This window comes from Tenacibaculum sp. HL-MS23 (assembly GCF_032463465.1).
In the GTDB taxonomy this organism is placed as follows: domain Bacteria; phylum Bacteroidota; class Bacteroidia; order Flavobacteriales; family Flavobacteriaceae; genus Polaribacter; species Polaribacter bernardetii.
Genome location: NZ_CP135989.1, coordinates 1,009,934 through 1,030,906, shown reverse-complemented (window position 1 = coordinate 1,030,906; position 20,973 = coordinate 1,009,934). Strand labels below are relative to the sequence as shown.

19 protein-coding genes are annotated in these 20,973 nt (G+C 32.2%); 5 read left to right on the top strand and 14 right to left on the bottom strand.

Features of this window, described 5'->3' with window-relative positions:
- Positions 1-83: 83 nt before the first annotated feature.
- The 10 genes from RRF68_RS04745 to RRF68_RS04700 all read right to left on the bottom strand — a co-directional run bounded on the left by RRF68_RS04745 (position 84) and on the right by RRF68_RS04700 (position 11,542).
- A complete protein-coding gene (locus RRF68_RS04745; protein ID WP_315945170.1) occupies positions 84-2,309 on the bottom strand; it encodes an NADP-dependent isocitrate dehydrogenase in 2,226 nt (741 codons plus the stop codon).
- Positions 2,310-3,004: 695 nt separating this feature from the next.
- Positions 3,005-3,352, bottom strand: a complete 348-nt coding sequence (gene rplS, locus RRF68_RS04740; RefSeq protein ID WP_218773329.1) for a 50S ribosomal protein L19 — start codon at positions 3,350-3,352, stop codon at positions 3,005-3,007.
- A gap of 146 nt (positions 3,353-3,498) precedes the next feature.
- Complete coding sequence (locus RRF68_RS04735; protein WP_218773328.1) at positions 3,499-4,908, bottom strand: ArnT family glycosyltransferase; 1,410 nt, start codon at positions 4,906-4,908, stop codon at positions 3,499-3,501.
- Between the two features lie 4 nt (positions 4,909-4,912).
- On the bottom strand, positions 4,913-5,662 hold the full coding sequence (locus tag RRF68_RS04730) for a glycosyltransferase (RefSeq protein ID WP_218773327.1): 750 nt from the start codon (positions 5,660-5,662) through the stop codon (positions 4,913-4,915).
- Complete coding sequence (gene trmD, locus RRF68_RS04725) at positions 5,655-6,332, bottom strand: tRNA (guanosine(37)-N1)-methyltransferase TrmD (protein WP_218773326.1); 678 nt, start codon at positions 6,330-6,332, stop codon at positions 5,655-5,657. The genes RRF68_RS04730 and trmD overlap by 8 nt, the downstream gene beginning before the upstream one ends.
- A gap of 30 nt (positions 6,333-6,362) precedes the next feature.
- Positions 6,363-7,223: an RluA family pseudouridine synthase gene (locus tag RRF68_RS04720; protein WP_218773325.1), complete on the bottom strand. Its 861-nt coding sequence runs from the start codon at positions 7,221-7,223 to the stop codon at positions 6,363-6,365.
- Positions 7,224-7,646: a VOC family protein gene (locus tag RRF68_RS04715; RefSeq protein ID WP_218773324.1), complete on the bottom strand. Its 423-nt coding sequence runs from the start codon at positions 7,644-7,646 to the stop codon at positions 7,224-7,226.
- An 81-nt stretch (positions 7,647-7,727) separates the two neighbouring features.
- A complete protein-coding gene (gene ggt / locus RRF68_RS04710) occupies positions 7,728-9,419 on the bottom strand; it encodes a gamma-glutamyltransferase (RefSeq protein ID WP_218773323.1) in 1,692 nt (563 codons plus the stop codon).
- 4 nt (positions 9,420-9,423) lie between these two features.
- Complete coding sequence (locus RRF68_RS04705) at positions 9,424-10,011, bottom strand: ACP phosphodiesterase (protein ID WP_218773322.1); 588 nt, start codon at positions 10,009-10,011, stop codon at positions 9,424-9,426.
- A 67-nt stretch (positions 10,012-10,078) separates the two neighbouring features.
- On the bottom strand, positions 10,079-11,542 hold the full coding sequence (locus tag RRF68_RS04700) for an aminoacyl-histidine dipeptidase (protein ID WP_315945169.1): 1,464 nt from the start codon (positions 11,540-11,542) through the stop codon (positions 10,079-10,081).
- A 93-nt stretch (positions 11,543-11,635) separates the two neighbouring features.
- Here RRF68_RS04700 and recR point away from each other — a divergent pair, with 93 nt between their 5' ends.
- Positions 11,636-12,253 (top strand): recombination mediator RecR, encoded by a 618-nt coding sequence (gene recR, locus RRF68_RS04695; RefSeq protein ID WP_315945168.1) that lies wholly within the window; start codon positions 11,636-11,638, stop codon positions 12,251-12,253.
- Positions 12,254-12,285: 32 nt separating this feature from the next.
- Here recR and RRF68_RS04690 read toward each other — a convergent pair whose 3' ends face one another.
- The 4 genes from RRF68_RS04690 to RRF68_RS04675 form a co-directional block, all read right to left on the bottom strand.
- The gene (locus tag RRF68_RS04690; protein WP_218773319.1) at positions 12,286-12,876 is read right to left on the bottom strand and encodes a CopD family protein; all 591 of its coding nucleotides are present in this window, start codon (positions 12,874-12,876) and stop codon (positions 12,286-12,288) included.
- A 94-nt stretch (positions 12,877-12,970) separates the two neighbouring features.
- Positions 12,971-13,990: a ferrochelatase gene (hemH, locus tag RRF68_RS04685; RefSeq protein ID WP_315945167.1), complete on the bottom strand. Its 1,020-nt coding sequence runs from the start codon at positions 13,988-13,990 to the stop codon at positions 12,971-12,973.
- 2 nt (positions 13,991-13,992) lie between these two features.
- Positions 13,993-14,514, bottom strand: a complete 522-nt coding sequence (locus RRF68_RS04680; protein ID WP_218773317.1) for a TrmH family RNA methyltransferase — start codon at positions 14,512-14,514, stop codon at positions 13,993-13,995.
- The gene (locus RRF68_RS04675; RefSeq protein ID WP_218773316.1) at positions 14,515-15,402 is read right to left on the bottom strand and encodes a helix-turn-helix domain-containing protein; all 888 of its coding nucleotides are present in this window, start codon (positions 15,400-15,402) and stop codon (positions 14,515-14,517) included.
- Between the two features lie 209 nt (positions 15,403-15,611).
- Here RRF68_RS04675 and hemA point away from each other — a divergent pair, with 209 nt between their 5' ends.
- The 4 genes from hemA (at position 15,612) to hemL (ending at position 20,969) form a co-directional block, all read left to right on the top strand.
- Positions 15,612-16,880, top strand: a complete 1,269-nt coding sequence (gene hemA / locus RRF68_RS04670; RefSeq protein ID WP_315945166.1) for a glutamyl-tRNA reductase — start codon at positions 15,612-15,614, stop codon at positions 16,878-16,880.
- Positions 16,864-18,450 (top strand): hydroxymethylbilane synthase, encoded by a 1,587-nt coding sequence (gene hemC / locus RRF68_RS04665; RefSeq protein WP_218773314.1) that lies wholly within the window; start codon positions 16,864-16,866, stop codon positions 18,448-18,450. The genes hemA and hemC overlap by 17 nt, the downstream gene beginning before the upstream one ends.
- A gap of 122 nt (positions 18,451-18,572) precedes the next feature.
- Positions 18,573-19,541, top strand: coding sequence for a porphobilinogen synthase (gene hemB / locus RRF68_RS04660; protein WP_315945165.1), 969 nt, complete (start codon positions 18,573-18,575; stop codon positions 19,539-19,541).
- Between the two features lie 138 nt (positions 19,542-19,679).
- Positions 19,680-20,969 carry a glutamate-1-semialdehyde 2,1-aminomutase gene (gene hemL / locus RRF68_RS04655; RefSeq protein WP_275316329.1) on the top strand — a complete coding sequence of 430 codons (1,290 nt, stop codon included), beginning with the start codon at positions 19,680-19,682 and terminating at the stop codon, positions 20,967-20,969.
- The last annotated feature ends 4 nt before the right edge of the window (positions 20,970-20,973 follow it).

Sequence of the window (20,973 nt, the reverse complement as noted above, 5' to 3'; positions counted from 1 at the left end):
TCAAATTTAATGAATTTTATATTTTGTATCATAAAAAAAGCAGGTGATTTATCACCTGCTTTTATAATATATTACTTTAAAAATTAAATACTTTGTAAAATAGTATTTAAAGTAGTACTTGGTTTCATAATTGCATCAGCTAAATTATCAGTTGGTTCATAATAACCACCAATTAAAGCCTCTTTTCCTTGCACAGAATTTAATTCAGAAACAATAGTTGTTTCGCTTGCTGCCATTTTATCTGCAATAGGAGCAAACTGCGCTTTTAAATCAGCATCTTTAGTTTGAGAAGCTAACGCCTGTGCCCAATACATTGCTAAGTAAAAATGAGAACCTCTATTATCTAACTCACCAGTTCTTCTAGAAGGACCTTTTTTGTTATCTAACAACTTATCAGTAGCATCATCTAAAGTTTCAGCTAATACTTTGGCTTTGCTATTACTATTCGTTTCACCTAAATGCTCTAAAGAAACAGCTAAAGCTAAAAACTCACCTAAAGAATCCCAACGTAAATGGTTTTCGTTTACTAATTGTTCAACGTGTTTCGGAGCAGAACCTCCAGCACCAGTTTCAAATAAGCCACCACCATTCATTAAAGGAACGATTGATAACATTTTAGCTGAAGTACCTAATTCTAAAATAGGAAATAAATCAGTTAAATAATCACGTAATACATTTCCGGTTACAGAAATGGTTTCTTCACCTTGTTTAACTCTTTCTAAAGTAAAAGTAGTTGCTTCTGGAATAGACATAACAAAAATATCTAACCCGTTAGTATCGTGATTTCCTAAGTATTTTTCTACTTTTTTAATGATTTCAGCATCATGCGCTCTGTTTTCGTCTAACCAAAAAACAGCAGGTGCTTTAGTTGCTCTAGCTCTAGTAACAGCTAATTTTACCCAGTCTTCAATTGGAGCGTCTTTTGTTTGACACATTCTCCAGATATCACCTTGTTCTACTTCGTGAGAAATTAAGGTGGTTCCGTTTGCGTCAATTACATCCACTGTTCCGTTTGATGTGATTTCGAAAGTTTTATCATGTGATCCGTATTCTTCAGCTTTTTGAGCCATTAAACCAACATTAGGAACCGTTCCCATTGTGGTAGGGTCGAAAGCACCATTTTCTTTACAGAAATCTATAGTGGCTTGGTATAATGAAGCGTAAGAACTATCAGGAATTACAGCTTTTGTATCTTGTTGCTTACCAGCTTTGTTCCACATTTGTCCTGAAGTACGAATCATGGCTGGCATAGAAGCATCAATAATTACATCCGAAGGAACATGTAAGTTCGTGATTCCTTTATCAGAATCAACCATTGCAACATCAGGATTATTGGTGTATATAGTTTCTATATCTGCTAAAATTGCTGCTTTTTTATCTGCAGATAACTCTTCTAGGTTACTTAATAAGTTACCGAATCCGTTATTTACATCAACTCCTATTTCTTCGAAAATAGCGTTGTGTTTAGCGAATAAATCTTTAAAGAAAATACGAACTGCATGTCCAAAAATGATAGGGTCAGAAACCTTCATCATTGTTGCTTTCATATGTAATGAAAATAACAATCCTTTTTCTTTTGTATCTGCAATTTGCTCTGATAAGAAGGCTAATAAAGCTTTTTTATTCATTACAGATCCGTCTATAACTTCACCATCTAATAAAGAAACTTTTTCTTTTAAAGTATTTTTTGTTCCGTCAGTATCAGTATGTACAATTTTTACATCTGTAGCATTGGTTATGGTAACTGATTTTTCGGTATGTGCAAAATCTCCACTAGTCATTGTTGAAACATGTGTTTCTGAACTAGAGCTCCAAGCTCCCATTGAATGTGGATTCTTTTTTGCGTAATTTTTTACTGCTTTTGGTGCTCTACGATCTGAATTTCCTTCACGTAAAACAGGGTTTACAGCAGATCCTTTAATTTTATTATAACGTGCTAAAATTGCTTTTTCTTCATCAGAATTAGCTTCTTCAGGAAAATCTGGTAAAGCATATCCTAAAGCTTGTAATTCTTTTATAGCAGCTTTTAATTGAGGTACAGAAGCAGAGATATTAGGTAATTTAATAATATTAGCTTCTGGCTTCTTTGCTAAGTCTCCTAAAAAAGCCAAAGCATCTTCTACTTGTTGCTCTTTTGTAAGAAAATCAGAGAAATTAGCAAGAATACGTCCTGCAAGAGAAATATCCTTTGTTTCTATTTCTATGTTAGATGATTTTGTAAAAGCTTTTACAATAGGTAAAAACGAACGTGTAGCTAATGCTGGAGCTTCATCCGTTTTAGTGTACATGATTTTAGCAGTCTTGCTCATATATTAGTTGTTTTAAGGTGGTATTATTTAAAATACACACAGTAATCATTAATTTTATTTTTGAAGTATTGCAAATTTAAGAATTACCGATGAGTTTTTACATGGTAAAACGTTATTAATTAAGGTGTTTTATTATGAATTTGATAAATAATGGAAGGCTTGGTAGCTTATTTTTATTAAATGTAAAAGCCATATTAAACAATTTCTTGTAATAATATGGCTTTTTTAAAATAGTAATCGTATTGATATGTGTTACTGTCCTTATCAAATAGAACAATGTTCTATGCTTCTCTTTATGAAAAGACTACTTTCCTATTTTAACTGAAACATATCTTTAAGGTTATATTTAAACTTCTCTTACTTGTTATCAATTATATCTAATAAATAATTGTAAATAATAAAACAACTTGTATTATATTCAAATTAGATAAGCGAATTAAAAGTGTTTAAAAATAATATACAAAAAGAACATTTCTTTTTGTGAGTTTATAGTAATGTTACTTATTAGAGTATGAGCTAATAATAAGATATTTATATAAACTCTTTTGTAAATATAAATAATTATTTCTTGTTTTAATAACGTTTAACGATTTAGATATCAACACGATATAAACTGTGGTTGTTAACAATTGTGAATAAAAAAAGCGTTGTGAAAATCACAACGCTTTTTTATAAGTCGATTTAAGAAGTAAATCTTAACCTCTTCTTTCTTTAATTCTTGCTTTCTTACCAGTAAGACCTCTAAAGTAAAAGATACGTGCTCTACGTACAACACCTTTTTTGTTTACTTCAATTTTCTGAATAGCAGGTAAGTTTACAGGGAAGATACGTTCAACTCCTACAGTACCAGACATTTTTCTGATTGTAAAAGTTTCAGAAGCACCAACACCTCTTTTTTGTATAACAACTCCTCTAAAGAACTGTGTACGTACTTTTTCGCCTTCTCTAATTTCGTAAAACACTGTAATTGTGTCTCCTGCAGAGAATTGTGGTAATTCGTTTCTTGTTACAAATTCGTCTTGAACAAACTTTACTAAATCCATTGTAATGATATTTATATGATTTTATAAAACAACGTTCACGATATTTTCGTCAGAGGTTAATTTATGGCTGCGAAATTAATCAAAATATTATAAAATATGCACTTTTTGTTTCATAATATTCATCACTTTATAAAACCATTTTATAATTAATTGTTTTTTGGACTAAAAAGATAGAGTTTTTTCTTTTTATTACTGTCTATTAAACTGTAATTTAGGTTGCTATCTATGGTTGTTTTTTTAGAATTCTTTTTTGATATTATTAAATAAAACGGATTTTCACTTTTTAAAACACGTTCAAGTTCTTCTGATTTTATAGATTTTACTTTTCCTTTAGAATAAAACTGACTAGAGTAACTTTTTGTTTTGTGATGATAAATCTGAATACCTTTTTTGCAAGAATCCTGAATAAAATATTTATCAGAATTTGCATAGGTTTCCATATTGTTATTCATCAAACCAAATCCATAAACGAAAATAGTAGCAATTGGTACGATTAAACTAATGGTTATTATCGTAGTTTTTTGTTTGATGTCTTTCCAAAAATGAACAGCTAAAAGAGCAATCGGAATTAATACAGGTAATATATATGGGTGAATTAAACTTTTAGAGACAGTAAAGAATAAAGGTGTCCATACTAACCAAGCACTTAAAAATAATATCCATTTGTTAGAAAAGAACGATGTTCTGTTTTTCCATAATTTTCCAATGATTACTTGAATCCATGGTAGGGCAAATAATAAAAGAAAAATCCAAATCATTCCTAAAGGTTGTTGTTTTGGAAATCCATATTTATCACCAGACCAACTACTATCAAAAAATCGACTAAAGTGTTCACCAACGATAAAATAGTCGATAAATCCTGGTGTCTTTTGTTCAGCTAAATAATACCACGGAATTGCAATTATTCCTATTATTAAAACTCCTAAAAGAATAGGGAATGTTTTAAATACCTTTTTAAACGATTTTGAAATTAGCGTCCACATAAAAATAGGAGGCAGGGTTAAAATAAAAATAATAGGTCCTTTAGCTAATAATCCCAATCCGAAACCAACAAAAATTAAATATTTCCAAATAGGTTTTTCTGGGTGATGCATGGCTTCCCAAAAAGAAAGCATTACTAAGGCAACACTAAAAGCTAACGATGTATCAGTTGATACAACTCCGGCATGAATCAAAAACTCTGGAATGGTTAGCGCGATAAATCCTGGTAAAAAAAACGGAAGTTTTTCTCTTTTAGCATATTTACCAATCAAGAATATCATTAAAATACTTAATAATAAGTAAGGTAATCTTGCGGTAAACTCCGAAACTCCCAAAATATCAAAACTTAAAGCCGATAACCAAGTAGAAAGTGGTGGTTTTGCCCAAAACGGAACTCCGTAATCTATTTGTGGCGTTATGTAGTCGTTTGTTTCTGCCATTATTCTGGCAATCTCTGCATACCGAGCTTCTGTTTTGTCCATCAAAGGAACTACAGCGTTTAAAAAACCTCTCCATAATATTAAGAGAAGAACAGCTATTGAAAAAAAGTTTTTCTTATTGATTAGTTTACGCATTTATTTAAGATTTGTATCGTTTTTTTATAGAAAGTAAATCAAACCAAAGTTTAAAGAAATAAGTCATTTTTACCCGACTATCGTCAGCATCAATCCAAGATTTTAAAGGGATTTCTCTAGCGATATCTTTCATGTTTTCTTTTTTGAAAATGAAAATTAAACGATGAAAAATTTCTACATCAAACAGCCATTTTGAAATAAAATCTTCTTTAAAAATTTTAGAAGCGATTTCTTTGTTGAAAATTTTACATCCGCATTGCGTATCATAAACCTTTAAATCTAATTGTTTAGATATTAAAGTGGCTATAAAACGGCCAATAAAAAAACGATGTTGTTTACGTTGAATATTTGTATCTATTTTTGAAATCCTAGATCCGAAGGCAAACTGAACTGTTGTGTTTATTGCTTTACTTATACTATGGCATTCCTCTAAAGTAGTTGCTAAATCAGCATCTAAATAAGCAATTTTCAAAAAAGAATTATTGGCTTCACAGAAATTAAAACCAGCTTTAACAGCTCCTGCTTTTCCTACGTTTTTATCTAAAGAAAGTAATTTTACATTTTTAGGATAAATAGTTGCTAAACTTTCTATAACGTCATCCGTCTTATCCGAAGAACCATCGTTTACAAAAAACAACAGCACATCAGAAGTTGTATCTAAAAACTGTTTAAACTGATTTACAGGTAATCGATTTTCCTCATTATAACAAGGAATAACAATAATTAAATCGTGATGTAGTTTTTGATTAGTCATCTAATAAATCGGGTCTTATATTCTTAGTATGTTGATATGCTTTTTCATTTCTCCATTCATCAATTTTTGGGAAATTTCCCGACAATAATACTTCAGGAACTTTCATTCCGTCATATTCCGCAGGTCTTGTATAAACTGGCGGAGATAATAAATCATCTTGAAAAGAATCGGTTAAAGCAGATTGCTCATCACCTAAAACACCCGGAATTAAACGAACAACAGCATCACATAAAATTGCTGCGGCCAATTCACCACCTGTTAAAACATAGTCACCAATAGAAATTTCTTTGGTAATAAATCGGTCTCTAACACGTTGATCTACTCCTTTATAATGACCTGTTAAAATGATAATGTTTTCTTTTAAAGAAAGTGTGTTTGCGATAGATTGATTTAATGTTTTCGCATCAGGCGTCATATAAATAATCTCATCATACGTTCTTTCTGATTGTAATTTAGAAATACAATTATCAATTGGTTCAATCATTAAAACCATGCCAGCACCACCACCAAATTGAGTGTCGTCTAGTTTTTTGTAAGAACCGATTCCGTAATCACGTAAATTGTGAAAATGGATTTCAGCTAAACCTTTATCAATGGCACGTTTCATCATAGAATGTTCAAACGGGCTTTTTAGTAAATCTGGTGCTAGGGTAATAATATCTATTCGCATAACGGCAAAGATATATTTTTTAAAGGATACTTAAGATGGAAATATTTTTTTGAATTTCTTCGGAAGCTCTTTTGTTACATTAATAATTTCTTTCGTAAACGGATGCTCAAATTTTAAAGTAGATGCGTGTAAATACAATCCTTTTCCGTTTAAAATTAATCCGTCTATAAAATGTTCTTTGTCACCTAATATCGGATTACTAATAGCTAATAAATGTTTTCTTAATTGATGTTTTCTGCCTGTTTTTGGTGTTAATTCAACTAAGTTTAAAATATTAAAACGCTCAGAAATAACGGTTTTTAAAACTTGATATGAAGTAAAAGCGTTTTTTGCATCAACAGGGAAGTTAATTTCTCCTTTTTCTTCCATCTTACCAATGCTTATGGCATGATATGTTTTTTGAATTTCCTTATTTTCAAATAACTGATTCAAAGCAATAATACTCGAGCTTGTTTTTCCGATTAACAATAATCCGCTTGTTGGGTAATCTAATCGATGTACGGGTCTTGGTTGCACAGCATCAAAAAGGGTGCTCTTTGTTATGTTTTGCAGTAAAGCATTATCTATCGTTGCAAATGAGTTTCCGCTAACTAAAATCCCCGAAGGTTTATAAATTACCGCTAAATAATCATCTTCAAAAAGAATATCTAAGTCAAACTCAAATTGTTTAAACATAGTATCGTTTCCTTTTTTATATAATTCGATAAGTTCATTACCATTTATAAATAGGGCAGTAGTGGCAATTTTACAATCTACTAAAATCAATTCTTTTTTAAGTGCTTTTTTTAAACCAGATTTAGTCGGAATCGTTTTAAAAATACCAACTCCGTATTCTTGTAAGCGAATCGATTTTTCTAACTTCGGAACCTTATGTGTTTCTGATACGGTCATTTATTTAGCAAACAATTGCGACATGTCTTTAAAAGCTTTAAATTCTAAAGCATTATTTTCTGGATCATTAAAAAACATCGTTGCTTGTTCTCCAACCAATCCTTCAAAGCGAATAGTAGGAGCTATAATAAATGTAGTGTTATTCGTTTTTAATCTTTCAGAAAGTGCGATCCAATCATTCCATTTTAAAACAACACCAAAATGCGGAACAGGAACATCGTGCCCATCAACAGGATTTGTAATTGAATTTGTTGGTTGATAACCTTCCTTTTGGTGGATAACTAATTGATGTCCGAAGAAATTAAAATCTATCCAATGATCCGAACTTCTACCTTCTTCGCATTGTAAAATATCTCTATAAAAAATTCTGCTTTTTTCTAGGTTCTGAACAGGAATTGCTAAATGAAATGGTTGTATTTGCATTAGTTTTAAAGTTGATGTTTCTCGACTGCGCTCGAAATGACATTCATTAATTTTTCATTTTTACTAACTACTAACTACTAATTAAAATCCATCAGCTTTATCATCACCTCTAGGATCGGCACCACCTTCTAAATTCCCATCAGGTAATACTAAAATACCGGCTACTTTACCAATAACAGGACTGTCTTTTTCATTTAAAAGATATCCTAATTCTTGTAAATCTTGTTTAACAGTAGCATCGAATTTATTAGGTTCCATCATAATAACATCTGGAAACCATTGATGATGAAATCGAGGTTGATTAACGGCTTCTTGCATACCCATTTTAAATTCGTGCACATTTAAAATAGTTTGTAATACCGAAGTTATAATTGTAGATCCGCCAGGCGTACCAACAACCATCCATAGTTTTCCGTTTTTTTCAACAATAGTTGGTGTCATTGAGCTTAACATACGTTTTTCTGGAGCAATTTCATTTGCTTTTGCGCCAATTAATCCAAACATATTTGGTTCACCAGGCTTGCTACTAAAATCATCCATTTCATTATTTAAAAAGAAACCTAAATCGGCACAATATAATTTAGAGCCATAAGCGCCATTAATTGTAGTGGTTACGGAAACTGCATTCCCGAATTTATCAATAATAGAATAATGCGTTGTTTCGTCGCTTTCAATCATTTCAACGTTACCATGAGAAACATCTTTGGATAAAGTAGCTTTATCAAAAGAAAAATCCTTCATCCGGTATTTGGTATATCTTTTACTGATTAAAGTGTCTAGTAAAATATTTACAAAATCAGGATCGCCTAAAAAGAAACTCCTATCTGCATAAGCACGTCTTTCTGCTTCTGTAATAACTTGAATCGTTTTTGTGGTGTTATGACCAAATTTATCTAATTCATAAGGTTCAATCGCATTCATTATTTGCGCTAAACAAACACCGCCGCTAGATGGGGGCGACATAGAAATTACACGCAAGTCATCATATTTAAAGGTAACTGGAGTTCGCCATTTAGCTTCGTATTTCGCCAAATCTTCTCCAGTCATAATTCCGCCATTAGCTTGCATAAATTTCACCAAACGTTTAGCTGTTTCACCTTTGTAAAACTCATCCCTACCGTTTTCTAAAATACGTTGTAAAGTTGCTGCTAGCGCAGGATATTTAATAGTGTCGTTCTTTTTCCAATGTTTATTAAAAAGAATCGTGTCTTTATTTGCTTTTAAAAATGATGGTTGGTGTTTTTTTATGCGATTTTCTTGTTTTTGTGTAACGATAACACCTTTTTTAGCCAAAGCAATAACCGGTGCTAAAATATCCGTAATAGGTAAAGTTCCAAATTTTTTATGAGCAGCGAAAACTCCGGCAACTGTACCAGGTATTCCAACAGCCATTGCGCCAAGTGTGCTTTTGTTTTTAACAACATTACCAAGACTGTCTAAAAACATGTTTTTAGCCGCCGCGAGTGGTGCTTTTTCACGATAATCTAACGCGCCAATTTCTCCTGTGTTTTTACGATATACCATAAATCCGCCACCGCCAATATTACCAGCATACGGATATGCTACCGCTAATGCTAATTCTGTAGCAGCCATTGCATCGAAAGCGTTTCCGCCTTTTTTAAGAATGTCAACACCTATTTTAGAAGCTTCTTCTCTGGCAGAAACCACCATTGCTTTGGTTGTAATTAATCCTGTGATTTTTTCTTTTGGAGTCGCTTTTTTACAACTTGCTAGAATAATTGAAAAGAAAATAAGTAAGAATATATTTTTCATGAATTTAAGTTGTAAGGTTGATTTTTGAATTACAATATTCTCGTAATTCTTTAAAGAATAAGGTAAAGTCTTCTTCAAATAATTGATAGTGGATTAATAAATCTTCAGAGGCTAAATTCATTTGAGAGATTCCTTTAGTTCGTTTGTTCATACCGTTTAAAACTTCTTGAATTCCTTTTGCAAATTGATAATTATATAACCAATCATACTTAGTTAAATATGGAAGGATTTCTTTTGTTTTTTCGGGAAGAATATCAAAATTATCTTCTAAAAGTTTATAAACAGACTTTACGTAAACACCCAAAGGAATTTCAGAATAAGTACTCCAGTTTTTAGCTAAAAAGTGATCGAAAAAAATATCGATAATTACGCCGTCATAATGTCGATAACGTTCATGTAATCGTCTTTTACTTTTTCTAACAATATGGTGGGCGTCTGTAAAAGTATCTATTTGACGATGTAAAAGAATTCCTTTTCTTATTTCTTCTTTATAATGTGAAAATTTATTTCCTTTAATATGATCAGCAATAAAATTACCAATCATTAAGTCTGTATTATTCCCAGATAAATATAAATGTGCTAAAAAATTCATTTGATAAAAGTAAACAAAAAACCACAACTTGTAAGTTGTGGTTTTAGTATTTATTTTAATATAACTATTAATTCTTACTAGGAATATTCTTTAAAACCTCTAATAAAAATTTCCAATATTTTTGAGTAGATGAAATCTGTGCGCGTTCATCAGGTGAGTGTGGTCCTCTAATGTTTGGCCCAAAAGAAACCATATCCATTTCAGGGTAATTCTGACCTAAAAGACCGCATTCTAAACCAGCATGACAAGCCGCTACATTTGGTTTTTCGTGATGTAAATCTTCATATAGTTTTGCAACCATTTTTAAGATTTCAGAATCTAAATTCGGTAACCAACCAGGGTAGCTTCCAGAAAATTCAACATCAAAACCTGCTAATTCGAAAGCTGAACGTAACGAATTTGCTAAGTCCCATTTATTGCTATCAGAAGAAGAACGTGTTAAACATCCTATTTTAATTTTTCCTTCTTTTACTATAACTCTAGCGATATTGTTAGAAGTTTCAACTAATCCTTCAATATCCGGACTCATACGATACACACCGTTTAAAGCAGTATATATTGATTTTATCAACCCTTCTTGAACACCTAAATCCATTACTTTTTTAGGAGTTTCTACAGTTTTTAATTCAATTGATAAATTTGGTTCAAGTAAAGAAAATTCAGCTTTAATACTGTTAATTAATTCTTGAATTTCGAATAAGAATGGCTCTTTAGAAACAGTATCTATAACTACGGTAGAAAAGCTTTCGCGAGGTATTGCATTGCGCAAGCTACCACCATTTATTTCAGCAACACGTAATCCGAAGTTTGTAAAACCATCAAATAATAAACGATTCATTATTTTATTGGCATTTCCTAAGCCTTTATGGATATCCATTCCAGAATGTCCTCCGTTTAAACCTGTAATAGAGATTTCAAAAGCAGTGGTGTTATCAGGAGTAGTTTCTTCATTGTATGTTCTAGTAGCAGTAACATCTACGCCACCAGCACATCCCATGCTAATTTCATCATCATCTTCTGTATCTAGATTTAATAAAATTTCACCTTCTAAAATTCCGCCTTCTAATCCCATTGCACCAGTCATACCAGTTTCTTCATCAATAGTAAATAAGGCTTCAACCGCAGGGTGAGCAATATCAGTAGATTCTAAAATAGCCATAATCGACGCTACTCCCAAACCATTATCGGCACCTAAGGTAGTTCCGTCTGCCTTTACCCAATCACCATCAATAAACATTTTAATTCCTTCTGTATCAAAATCGAAAACAGTATCAGAATTTTTTTGATGTACCATATCTAGGTGGCTTTGCATCACAATCATTTTACGATTTTCCATTCCAGAAGAAGCTGGTTTGCGAATAATTACGTTACCAACCTTATCAACCATCGTCTCAAGATTAAGGCTTTTACCAAAATCAACCATAAATTGAATAACTCTTTCTTCTTTTTTTGATGGACGAGGTACTGCGTTTAAAAGCGCAAAATTCTTCCAAATTGCTTTAGGTTCTAAGTTTTTTATATCTGAATTCATTGTAAAATGTTTGTTTAAATTTAAACTACAAAGATACTTTTTTAAAGTGAGATATGTTAGTGTGCTGTGTTTGAAAAATTGTAAATTTGCAGTATGGATTTTTCATCAAAATTATTAGAAAGGGCGGTAGATGAAGTGAGTAGGTTACCAGGTATTGGTAAACGAACTGCACTTCGTTTGGTATTGCATTTATTAAAACAACCTACAGAGAATACAAAGTATTTAACAGGGGCTTTAACTGATTTACGAACTGATGTGAAATCATGTAATAAATGTCATAATATTTCTGATACTGTTTTGTGTGAAATTTGTAATAACCCGAACAGAAATGCCAAAATAGTTTGTGTTGTTGAAGATATTCGTGATGTTATGGCGATTGAAAATACTGCTCAATTTAGAGGCGTATACCATGTGTTGGGAGGAAAAATTTCTCCTATAGAAGGAATTGGGCCACAAAACTTACAAATAGATTCTTTAGTAAATAAAGTAAAAGATGGGGAGATTAAAGAATTAATTTTTGCTTTAAGCTCTACTATGGAAGGTGATACAACGAACTTTTATATTTACAAGCAAATTGAAAAATGCAATATACAAACCTCTACAATTGCACGAGGAATTTCGGTTGGTGATGAATTAGAGTATGCCGATGAAGTTACGTTGGGTAGAAGTATTGTAAATCGTATTCCTTTTGAGCAATCTATAAAAGGATAAAAAAAAGGTTGTCTTTTTAGACAACCTTTTTTTTAAAACTCTAATTCTTCATCCTTTTCAATCAATTCTTTTTCGAATTTATCCCAAGATTTTTTTGCTCTTACTTTTTTGTAAAAACGAATTCCAATCATTAATAAAATCCCAAAAAGAACAATACCTACAACTCCCCAAATCCAATTAATAGCACTTTTTAACACCACTAAAAATACTACGGCAAATAAAATCACGGTTGGCGCTTCGTTAAATATTCTCAGTTTTGTAGGTGAATAGTTAATTTTATCACGTTGTAATTCTTTATATATTTTGTGGCAAAATCCGTGGTAAAAATATAACGCTAAAACAAATGCTAGCTTTACATGCATCCAAGGCATTTGTAAATAAGCAGGGTTTTTATAAAGCATCCAAAAAGCAAAAAAACTAGCTAAAACTAAAGAAGGCCATGTAATGATATACCACAAGCGTTTTGTCATTAATTTGTACTGAGTTTGCAAAATAGTTTTAGCAGGTTCGTCTTTTTCTTCGGCTTCTACATGGTAAATAAATAAGCGACCTATATAAAATAAGCCAGCAAACCAAGTAACTACAAAAATAATATGTAATGCTTTTACGTATAAAAAATCCATTTTTTTAAAGTTTATGTCTCTAAGAGTGCATTCGAGAAGTTTTTAGGTCTCGACTGCGCTCGACCAGACAATTTATATTTTTATGAACTACGAGTTAAAATTTATTAATCCATCCAGCTAAAACATCTGTCCACTCATCATTATCATTAATACAAGGTACGGTGTAAAATTCTTCTCCACCTGCTTCTAAAAACTCATGTTTTCCTTCCATGGCAATTTCTTCTAATGTTTCTAGGCAGTCAGAAACAAAAGCAGGAGTAACAATGGCTAATTTTTTAACTCCGTCTTTTTCGGCTTTATTTACAATTGTTCTGTCGGTGTAAGGCTGTAACCAAGGATCAACACCTAAGCGAGATTGAAATGAGGTAGAAACCGTATTTTCATCTAAACCTAATTCAGTAATAACATTTTTTGTGGTTTGATAACATTGGTGTCTGTAGCAAAATTCATGTGCTTTAGATTTTTTTTCGCAACAACTATAGTTACCGGGTTCAGGATTACAATGAGATTGTGTTACATCTGATTTGCGAATATGACGTTCTGGAACTCCGTGGTAAGAGAATAATAAGTGGTCGTAATCCTTATCAGCTAAATAATCCTTAATACTGCTGGATAAAGCTTTAATATATTCAGGTTTATTGTAAAACGCAGGAACATCTGTTATTTTCATTTCAGGAAAGAACTCTTTGCGAATTTCTTCAGCTAAAACCACAATAGTTTCGGTAGTTGCCATCGCAAACTGCGGATATAAAGGAATTAACATAACTTCTGTAACGCCTTTATCGTGTAGTTCTTGCAATCCTTTTTTTATGGTCATTGTACCATAACGCATTGCTAAGGCAACAGGAAGCTCCGTTTTTTGTTGCACCTTTTTTTGTAGTCGTTCAGAAAGAACAATTAAAGGCGAACCTTCTTTCCACCATATTTTTTTATAAGCAGCGGCAGATTTTTTAGGCCTCGTGTTTAAAATAATTCCTTTTACTAAAAACGAACGAAACCAATAAGGAACATCAATAACGCGTTCATCCATTAAAAACTCTCCTAAATATTTTTTAACATCCTTAGGATCTGTGCTCTCTGGTGATCCTAGGTTTACTAATAAAGCTCCTTTCATTTCTATTTATCTATTAAGATGTTATTGTTTAACTGGTTTGTTGTTTCATATAAAGCAATACTTAAACTGTGTATTACATTCATAGATGAATTGCGGCCGTACATTGGTATTGCAACAGTTGCGTCTAACAAATCTGTATTTTCAATTCCATTTCTTTCGCTACCCAAAAGTAAAACTATTTTTTCTGTTGAGGTGAAATCAAAATCCTGAATATTTATACTGTTATCAGTAATTTCAATACCAATAATAGTATTTCCTTCTTTTTTTAATTGATTTATCAACAAGTTGAAGTTACTGTAAGTAGCGTGTTCAACCTGATTTATGGTGTTTCTAGCAGTACGAGATACATTTCTGTTCTTTATAGAAGGGGAACTGTCGTGTAAAAATATTTTTTGCACACCAAAACTTTCAGAAATGCGAAAGCACATACCAATATTTTCGGGAGTTCTTATAGCGTCACAAACAATAGTTATAGGGTATTGTTGTTGCTTGTTTTCGATGTCGTAATGTGTAAGTTGTTTCATTTAGTTATTTTGTAAGCTCATTACGTATTGTTTTGGTGTGGTACCAAACTTCTTTTTAAAGGCTGCAATAAAATGACTAGATGTACTGTAGCCAACTTGTAAGCCAACTTCATTTACATTGTATTGGTTGCTTTCTAAAAGCTTACGAGCATGTTCCATTTTATAATCAAACAAAAAGCTGTAAACAGTATCGCCATATATTTGTTTAAAACCTTCTTTTAACTTCTTTAAGTTTAAACCTACTTCGTTTGCTAATTCTTGTAGGGTTGGTGGTTCGCTCATTCTTGAGATAATAATGTCTTTAGCTTGTCTGATTTTTAATATTTCACGATCATCAACTAAAAACGGACAGTATTCATTTTCTGTATTTTCGCCAGTATCAAAATGAAGACTCAGTAGTTCGTATGTTTTCCCTTTAATATAAAGGTCTTTCATTGAACTATGATTTTGTGCTGTTAAAATTTGCTGCAAAGCCATTAAGGTGTTTGAGCTTATTGCTGTATTATCGTAATATTTTTTATTCTTGTTGTCATCACTTAAAAAAGGAATGTAACTAGCTTCTTTAGAGAATAGCGCATGAAATTTTTCGATAGTGATTAAAACAGATACCAAAGATGTTTTTGGTAAAATCTCTAAGTTTATTGGTAGGTTTTGCTGCGGATTGTATAAAAATATAGCGTGTTTATCTAATACGTTAAAAGTATAGCTGTTTTCATTAAAATGGAACTTGCAATTTCCTTTTACACAATAATGTAGCTGTATATAAGAGTTATCGATATCTCTTTTATAAACTTCTGTTTTGTTAGAATTATTTTGAAATTTTAAGACAAAAAAACCTTTTTCTAACAATACTTCTCTAAACGTACTTTCTGCGATGTTTTTTGACATAGATCAAAATAGATTTAAAAATAATTTATTTAGAATGACTCTAAATTGAAACACTACCAATAGCTGGTTTCATTGCAAAAATACACTTTATCTGTGTTTTAGAGATGTTTTTAGTTTAAAAAACTGATAACGACATTAAAAGTTCTTTCAGCGACATTTTTTTATATTTAATCTTTATATTTTTGACCCACCTTATTGAAGAAGACTGAATGACAGCGGATACACATAATAAGAATTTATATAACATAGGCGTTAGTTACAAAAAGGCTGATGCTACTATTAGAGGAAAGTTTAGTATTTCTAAGGAAAATCAAATACAACTTTTAGAAGACGCAAAGCAGAGTGGTGTTGATGGTATTTTTGTGTTATCAACCTGTAATAGAACTGAAATTACTGGTTTTGCAGAACACCCTTTTCAATTAATTAGTATGCTTTGTAAATATTCAAACGGAGCTGTTGAAGAGTTTGCAGAAGTGTCTAATGTATATAAAAACAACGAAGCAATTACGCACCTTTTTAGGATGGGTACTGGTTTGGATAGCCAAATTTTAGGGGATTACGAAATTGTAGGTCAATTGCGTCAAGCTTTTAAACTAGCGAAAGAGGTTGGAACGACCAATGCATATTTCGAGCGTTTGTTAAATCATGTAATGCAGGCAAGTAAGCGTGTAAAGAATGAAACGAAGTTAAGTTCAGGGACCACATCGGTTTCTTATGCCGCAGTGCAATACATTATTAAAAATTCACCAAATTACAATTCGAAAAATATTTTAGTTTTCGGGTTGGGAAAAATGGGGAAACATACTTGCAAGAATTTAGCTGAATATACTCAAAATAAAACAGTAAGCTTAATTAACAGAACCGAAGAAAAAGCGGAGGAGTTTGTAAAAGAACATCCATCTATTAAAAAAGTTAAATATAATAATTTAACGAAAGAAGTAGCAAATACAGATGTTTTAATCGTTTCTACAGGCGCTTCTGAAGCGACCATCAAAAGAGAACATATTTTAACGACCAAAGAATTGCTGATTTTAGATTTATCGATGCCAGCAAATGTTTCGAAAGAAGTAGCAGAATTAGAAAACGTTACATTGATAAATGTTGATGAGTTATCTAAAATTACAGATGAAACATTAGCAATTCGTCAGCAAGAAATACCTACAGCCGAAGCGATTATAGAAACTCATAAAGAGGAATTTGGTGAATGGCTACATCACAGAAAATTTACACCAGCTATTACAGCGTTAAAAGAATCGTTAAAAACAATTCAACAAGACGAAATAGCTTTTCATAAGAAAAAAATAAAAGACTTTGATGAATCTCAGGCAGAAGTAATTACTTCTAGGTTTATTCAAAAAATAACTACACAATTTGTAAAGCACTTAAAAGCAGAAGAAACCTCTGTAAGTAATAGTATAGAGGTAATGGCTAAAGTGTTTGGTGCAAATTTAGAAACTATCCATGCAGAAGACAATTAGAATAGGTACACGTGATAGCCAATTGGCTATGTGGCAAGCAAACAAAGTTCGTAAAGAACTAGAAGAATTAGAGTATAAATGTGAAATAGTGCCGATTAAATCTGCTGGAGATCTTGTTTTAGACAAGCCTTTGTATGAATTAGGAATCACAGGAATTTTTACTAAAAATTTAGATATCGCAATGTTAAATGGCGATATTGATGTTGCAGTACATTCTTTAAAAGATGTTCCAACAGTTTTACCTGAAGGAATTATTCAAGCAGCTGTTTTAAAGCGTGCCAATTACAATGATATTTTAGTTTTAAAAGACAACGAAGAGTTTTTTGGGCAACCTAACGGTGTAATAGCAACGGGTAGTTTACGAAGAAAAGCACAATGGTTAAATCGTTACCCAACACACGAAGTTGTTGGTTTACGAGGAAACGTAAATACGCGTTTAGAAAAGTTAGAAAATAACGAATGGGACGGTGCAATTTTTGCAGCAGCCGGTTTAGAGAGGTTAGGAAAAAGACCAGAAGGAGCAATTAATCTTTCTTGGATGATTCCTGCGCCAGCACAAGGAGCTATTATGATTACAGCTTTAGAAAATGATGATTTTTCTAGAGATGCTTGTGAGCAATTAAACCATTACGAATCGCAAGTTTGTGTGGGTATAGAACGCGAATTCTTAAATTTATTAGAAGGCGGATGTACAGCACCAATAGGAGCGATTGCTTATGTTGATCCTAAAACAGAAGAAATAAACTTTAAAGGTTTATTATTAAGTAAGGACGGTAAAAAGAAAATATCAGTAACAAAAAATGCAAAAGTAGGACGTCATCGTTTTTTAGCAAAAGATTGTGCCGATTATGTAATTAATCGAGGTGGAAAAGAATTAATGGCAGATGATGTTGAGGTAGAAAAAGAGTTTTCTATCTACTCAACTAAGAAGCTATCAGAAATTCAAAAAGACTTATTGCCAGCATCTGTTAGTATTACAGATAGTGATTTTATTAAAATTCGTTTTAACAGAATTGCACCTAAGGTAATTAAGAATGAGATTGAAAATGTAATTATTACGAGTCAAAACGGCGTAGAGGCAATCGCAAACTCTTTTACTGCGGATGAGTTAAAATTCAAGAATATTTACTGTGTTGGGCGAAGAACAAAAAAGTTAATCGAACAAAAAATAGGAAAAGTAGTAAAATCTGAAAGAAATGCTGTTAAGTTAGCAGCTTATTTAGCTAACGAAATAAAAGGACAAGAAGTAACTTATTTTTGTAGTGATTTGCGTTTAGATACTTTACCAAATGCTTTAAAAGTAAACGAAATTACGGTAAACGAAGTAGAGGCCTACAAAACAATGTACAGTCCGTCTAAAGTTGATGAGAAAGTAAACGGAGTGTTGTTTTACAGTCCATCAGGGGTTGAAAGCTATATGCAAGAAAACGTTGCTGGTAAAGTAGCTTTTTGTATTGGCGAAAGCACCGCAAAAGAAGCAAGAAAACATTTTGATGATGTACAAGTAGCTAATTTACCAACGGTAGAAAGTGTGGTAGAATTAGTGAACTTACATTTTGTTAAGAAATAATAAAAGTCACCTCGAGCATTACTTTCTGCAAAATGTATGTTACAGAAAGTAATGAGTGCGGCTCATAAGAGAGGGTTTTATAATGAGGTCTCGACTGCGCTCGACCTAACAAGTGACAAATTATGTTTAGAACACGTAGGTTAAGAAAAACAGAAGGCATCAGAAGATTGGTAAAGGAAACAAAACTATCTGTAGACGATTTTGTTTATCCTTTATTTATAGAAGAAGGAACGGGAATTGAAAAAGAAATAGTTTCAATGCCTGGCATTAAACGTTTTTCTTTAGATACAATTTCTAAAGAATTAGATGAGGTTGTAGCATTAAATATCCCCGCTGTTTTATTATTCGGAATTCCATCTGAAAAAGATGATGAAGGAACAGAAACATGGAACGATAACGGAATTATGCAACAAGCAATCCGTTTTATTAAAAAGAACTATCCAGATTTATACGTAATCACAGATGTTTGTTTTTGCGAGTATACTTCACATGGTCATTGCGGAATTATTCACGACAACGATGTAGATAATGATGCAACGTTGGTAAATTTAGCAAAACAAGTTATTTCTCATGCAAAAGCAGGAGTAGATATGGTTGCACCGTCAGGAATGATGGACGGAACGATAGATATGGTTCGCCAATCATTAGATAATACAGGTTATGTAAACTTGCCAATTATGGCGTATTCAGTAAAATATGCCTCAGCTTTTTACGGGCCGTTTAGAGATGCAGCAGATTCTGCGCCTACTTTTGGTGATAGAAGAACCTATCAAATGGATCCTTCTAATAGAGATGAAGGAATGCGTGAAGCTACTTTTGATGATCAAGAAGGAGCAGATATTTTAATGGTAAAACCAGCATTATCGTATTTAGATATCATTAGAGATTTAAAAAATAATTTCGACCGACCAATTGCATGTTATAATGTAAGTGGAGAATACGCAATGGTTAAAGCCGGAGCTGAAAAAGGTTGGATTGATGGAGAAAAAGTAATGATGGAAAGTTTACTGTCTATGAAAAGAGCAGGAGCTGATATTATTATTACCTATTTTGCAAAAGAAGCAGCAAGAGTATTGTTGAGAAAAAAGTAACACGTACTGTCACATCGAGTGAATTTGTGAAGCATAAACAAATTTGTATCGAGATGATTAATTAATAAGTTCTCGATACATTTTTATTTCGCAAAAGCTACATAAAAATACTCGAACTGACATTGAAAATAATATAAGATGGAATTTAAAAAATCACAAAAATTATATAAAAAAGGATTGGTGCATCTTGTTGGAGCAGTAAACTCTCCTGTAAGAGCATTTTCTTCAGTAGGAGGGAATCCGTTGTTTATCAAAAAGGCAAAAGGAAGCAAAATTACAGATGTAGATGGTAATACGTTTGTAGATTTAGTATTGTCTTACGGACCAATGATTTTAGGTCACCGTCATAAAAAAGTTCAGAAAGCAATAGACAAAGCTTTAAAGAATGGTTATACTTTTGGTGCATCAACAGAAAACGAAATTAAATTAGCAAAAATTGTTTGTGATGCTTTTCCAGGAATGGATAAAGTTCGTTTTGTTAATTCAGGAACAGAAGCCGTTTTAAGCGGAATCCGTTTGGCAAGAGCATTTACAGGAAAAGATAAAATTATAAAATTTGCAGGTTGTTATCATGGGCATCAAGATGCTTTATTGGTAGCAGCAGGTTCTGGTTTAGCAACCTTAAGTTTACCAGGCTCTAAAGGAGTTCCTGAAGGGGCAGTTAGAAATACATTAATAGCAAAATATAACGATTTAGAAAGTGTAAAAGCACATTTTGAAGAACACGACGATATTGCCGGGGTTATTTTAGAGCCAATTGCTGGTAATATGGGAGTTGTAATTCCACAAAATGATTTCTTAAAAGAGTTAAAAACATATTTAGAGTCTAAAGGAGCATTATTAATTGTTGATGAGGTAATGACAGGTTTTCGTTCTAAATTTGGTGGCGCACAAGAATTATTAGGTGTAGAAGCAGATATTACCTGTTTAGGTAAAGTTGTTGGTGGTGGTTTTCCGGTGGGAGCTTACGGAGCGCGAAATGAAATCATGCAAGAAGTAGCACCTTTAGGAGGGATGTATCAAGCAGGAACTTTAAGTGGAAATCCGATTGCTATGGCAGGAGGAATTGCTACTTTAACAGAGTTAAAGAAACAAAATCCGTATGAGAAATTTAATGAGATTGCTCAAATTATTGAAGTATTCTTATTAGAAAAAGCGAAGAAACACGGTGTAGAAATTACGGTTAATAGATTTGGTTCTATGATTAATCCATTTTTTACGAATGTTACCGTAACTAATTTTGATGAAGCACAAACTTCGGATACTAAAAAGTTTGCTACTTTCTTTTGGGAAATGATGCATAACGGTGTTTTCTTACCTCCATCTCAATTTGAAGCCTGGTTTTTATCATCAGCTTTAACAGAAAAAGATATTCAAAAGATTGCTAAGGCAATTGATAAAGGAATGGAAGCGGTATCTAAAATGTAAAACA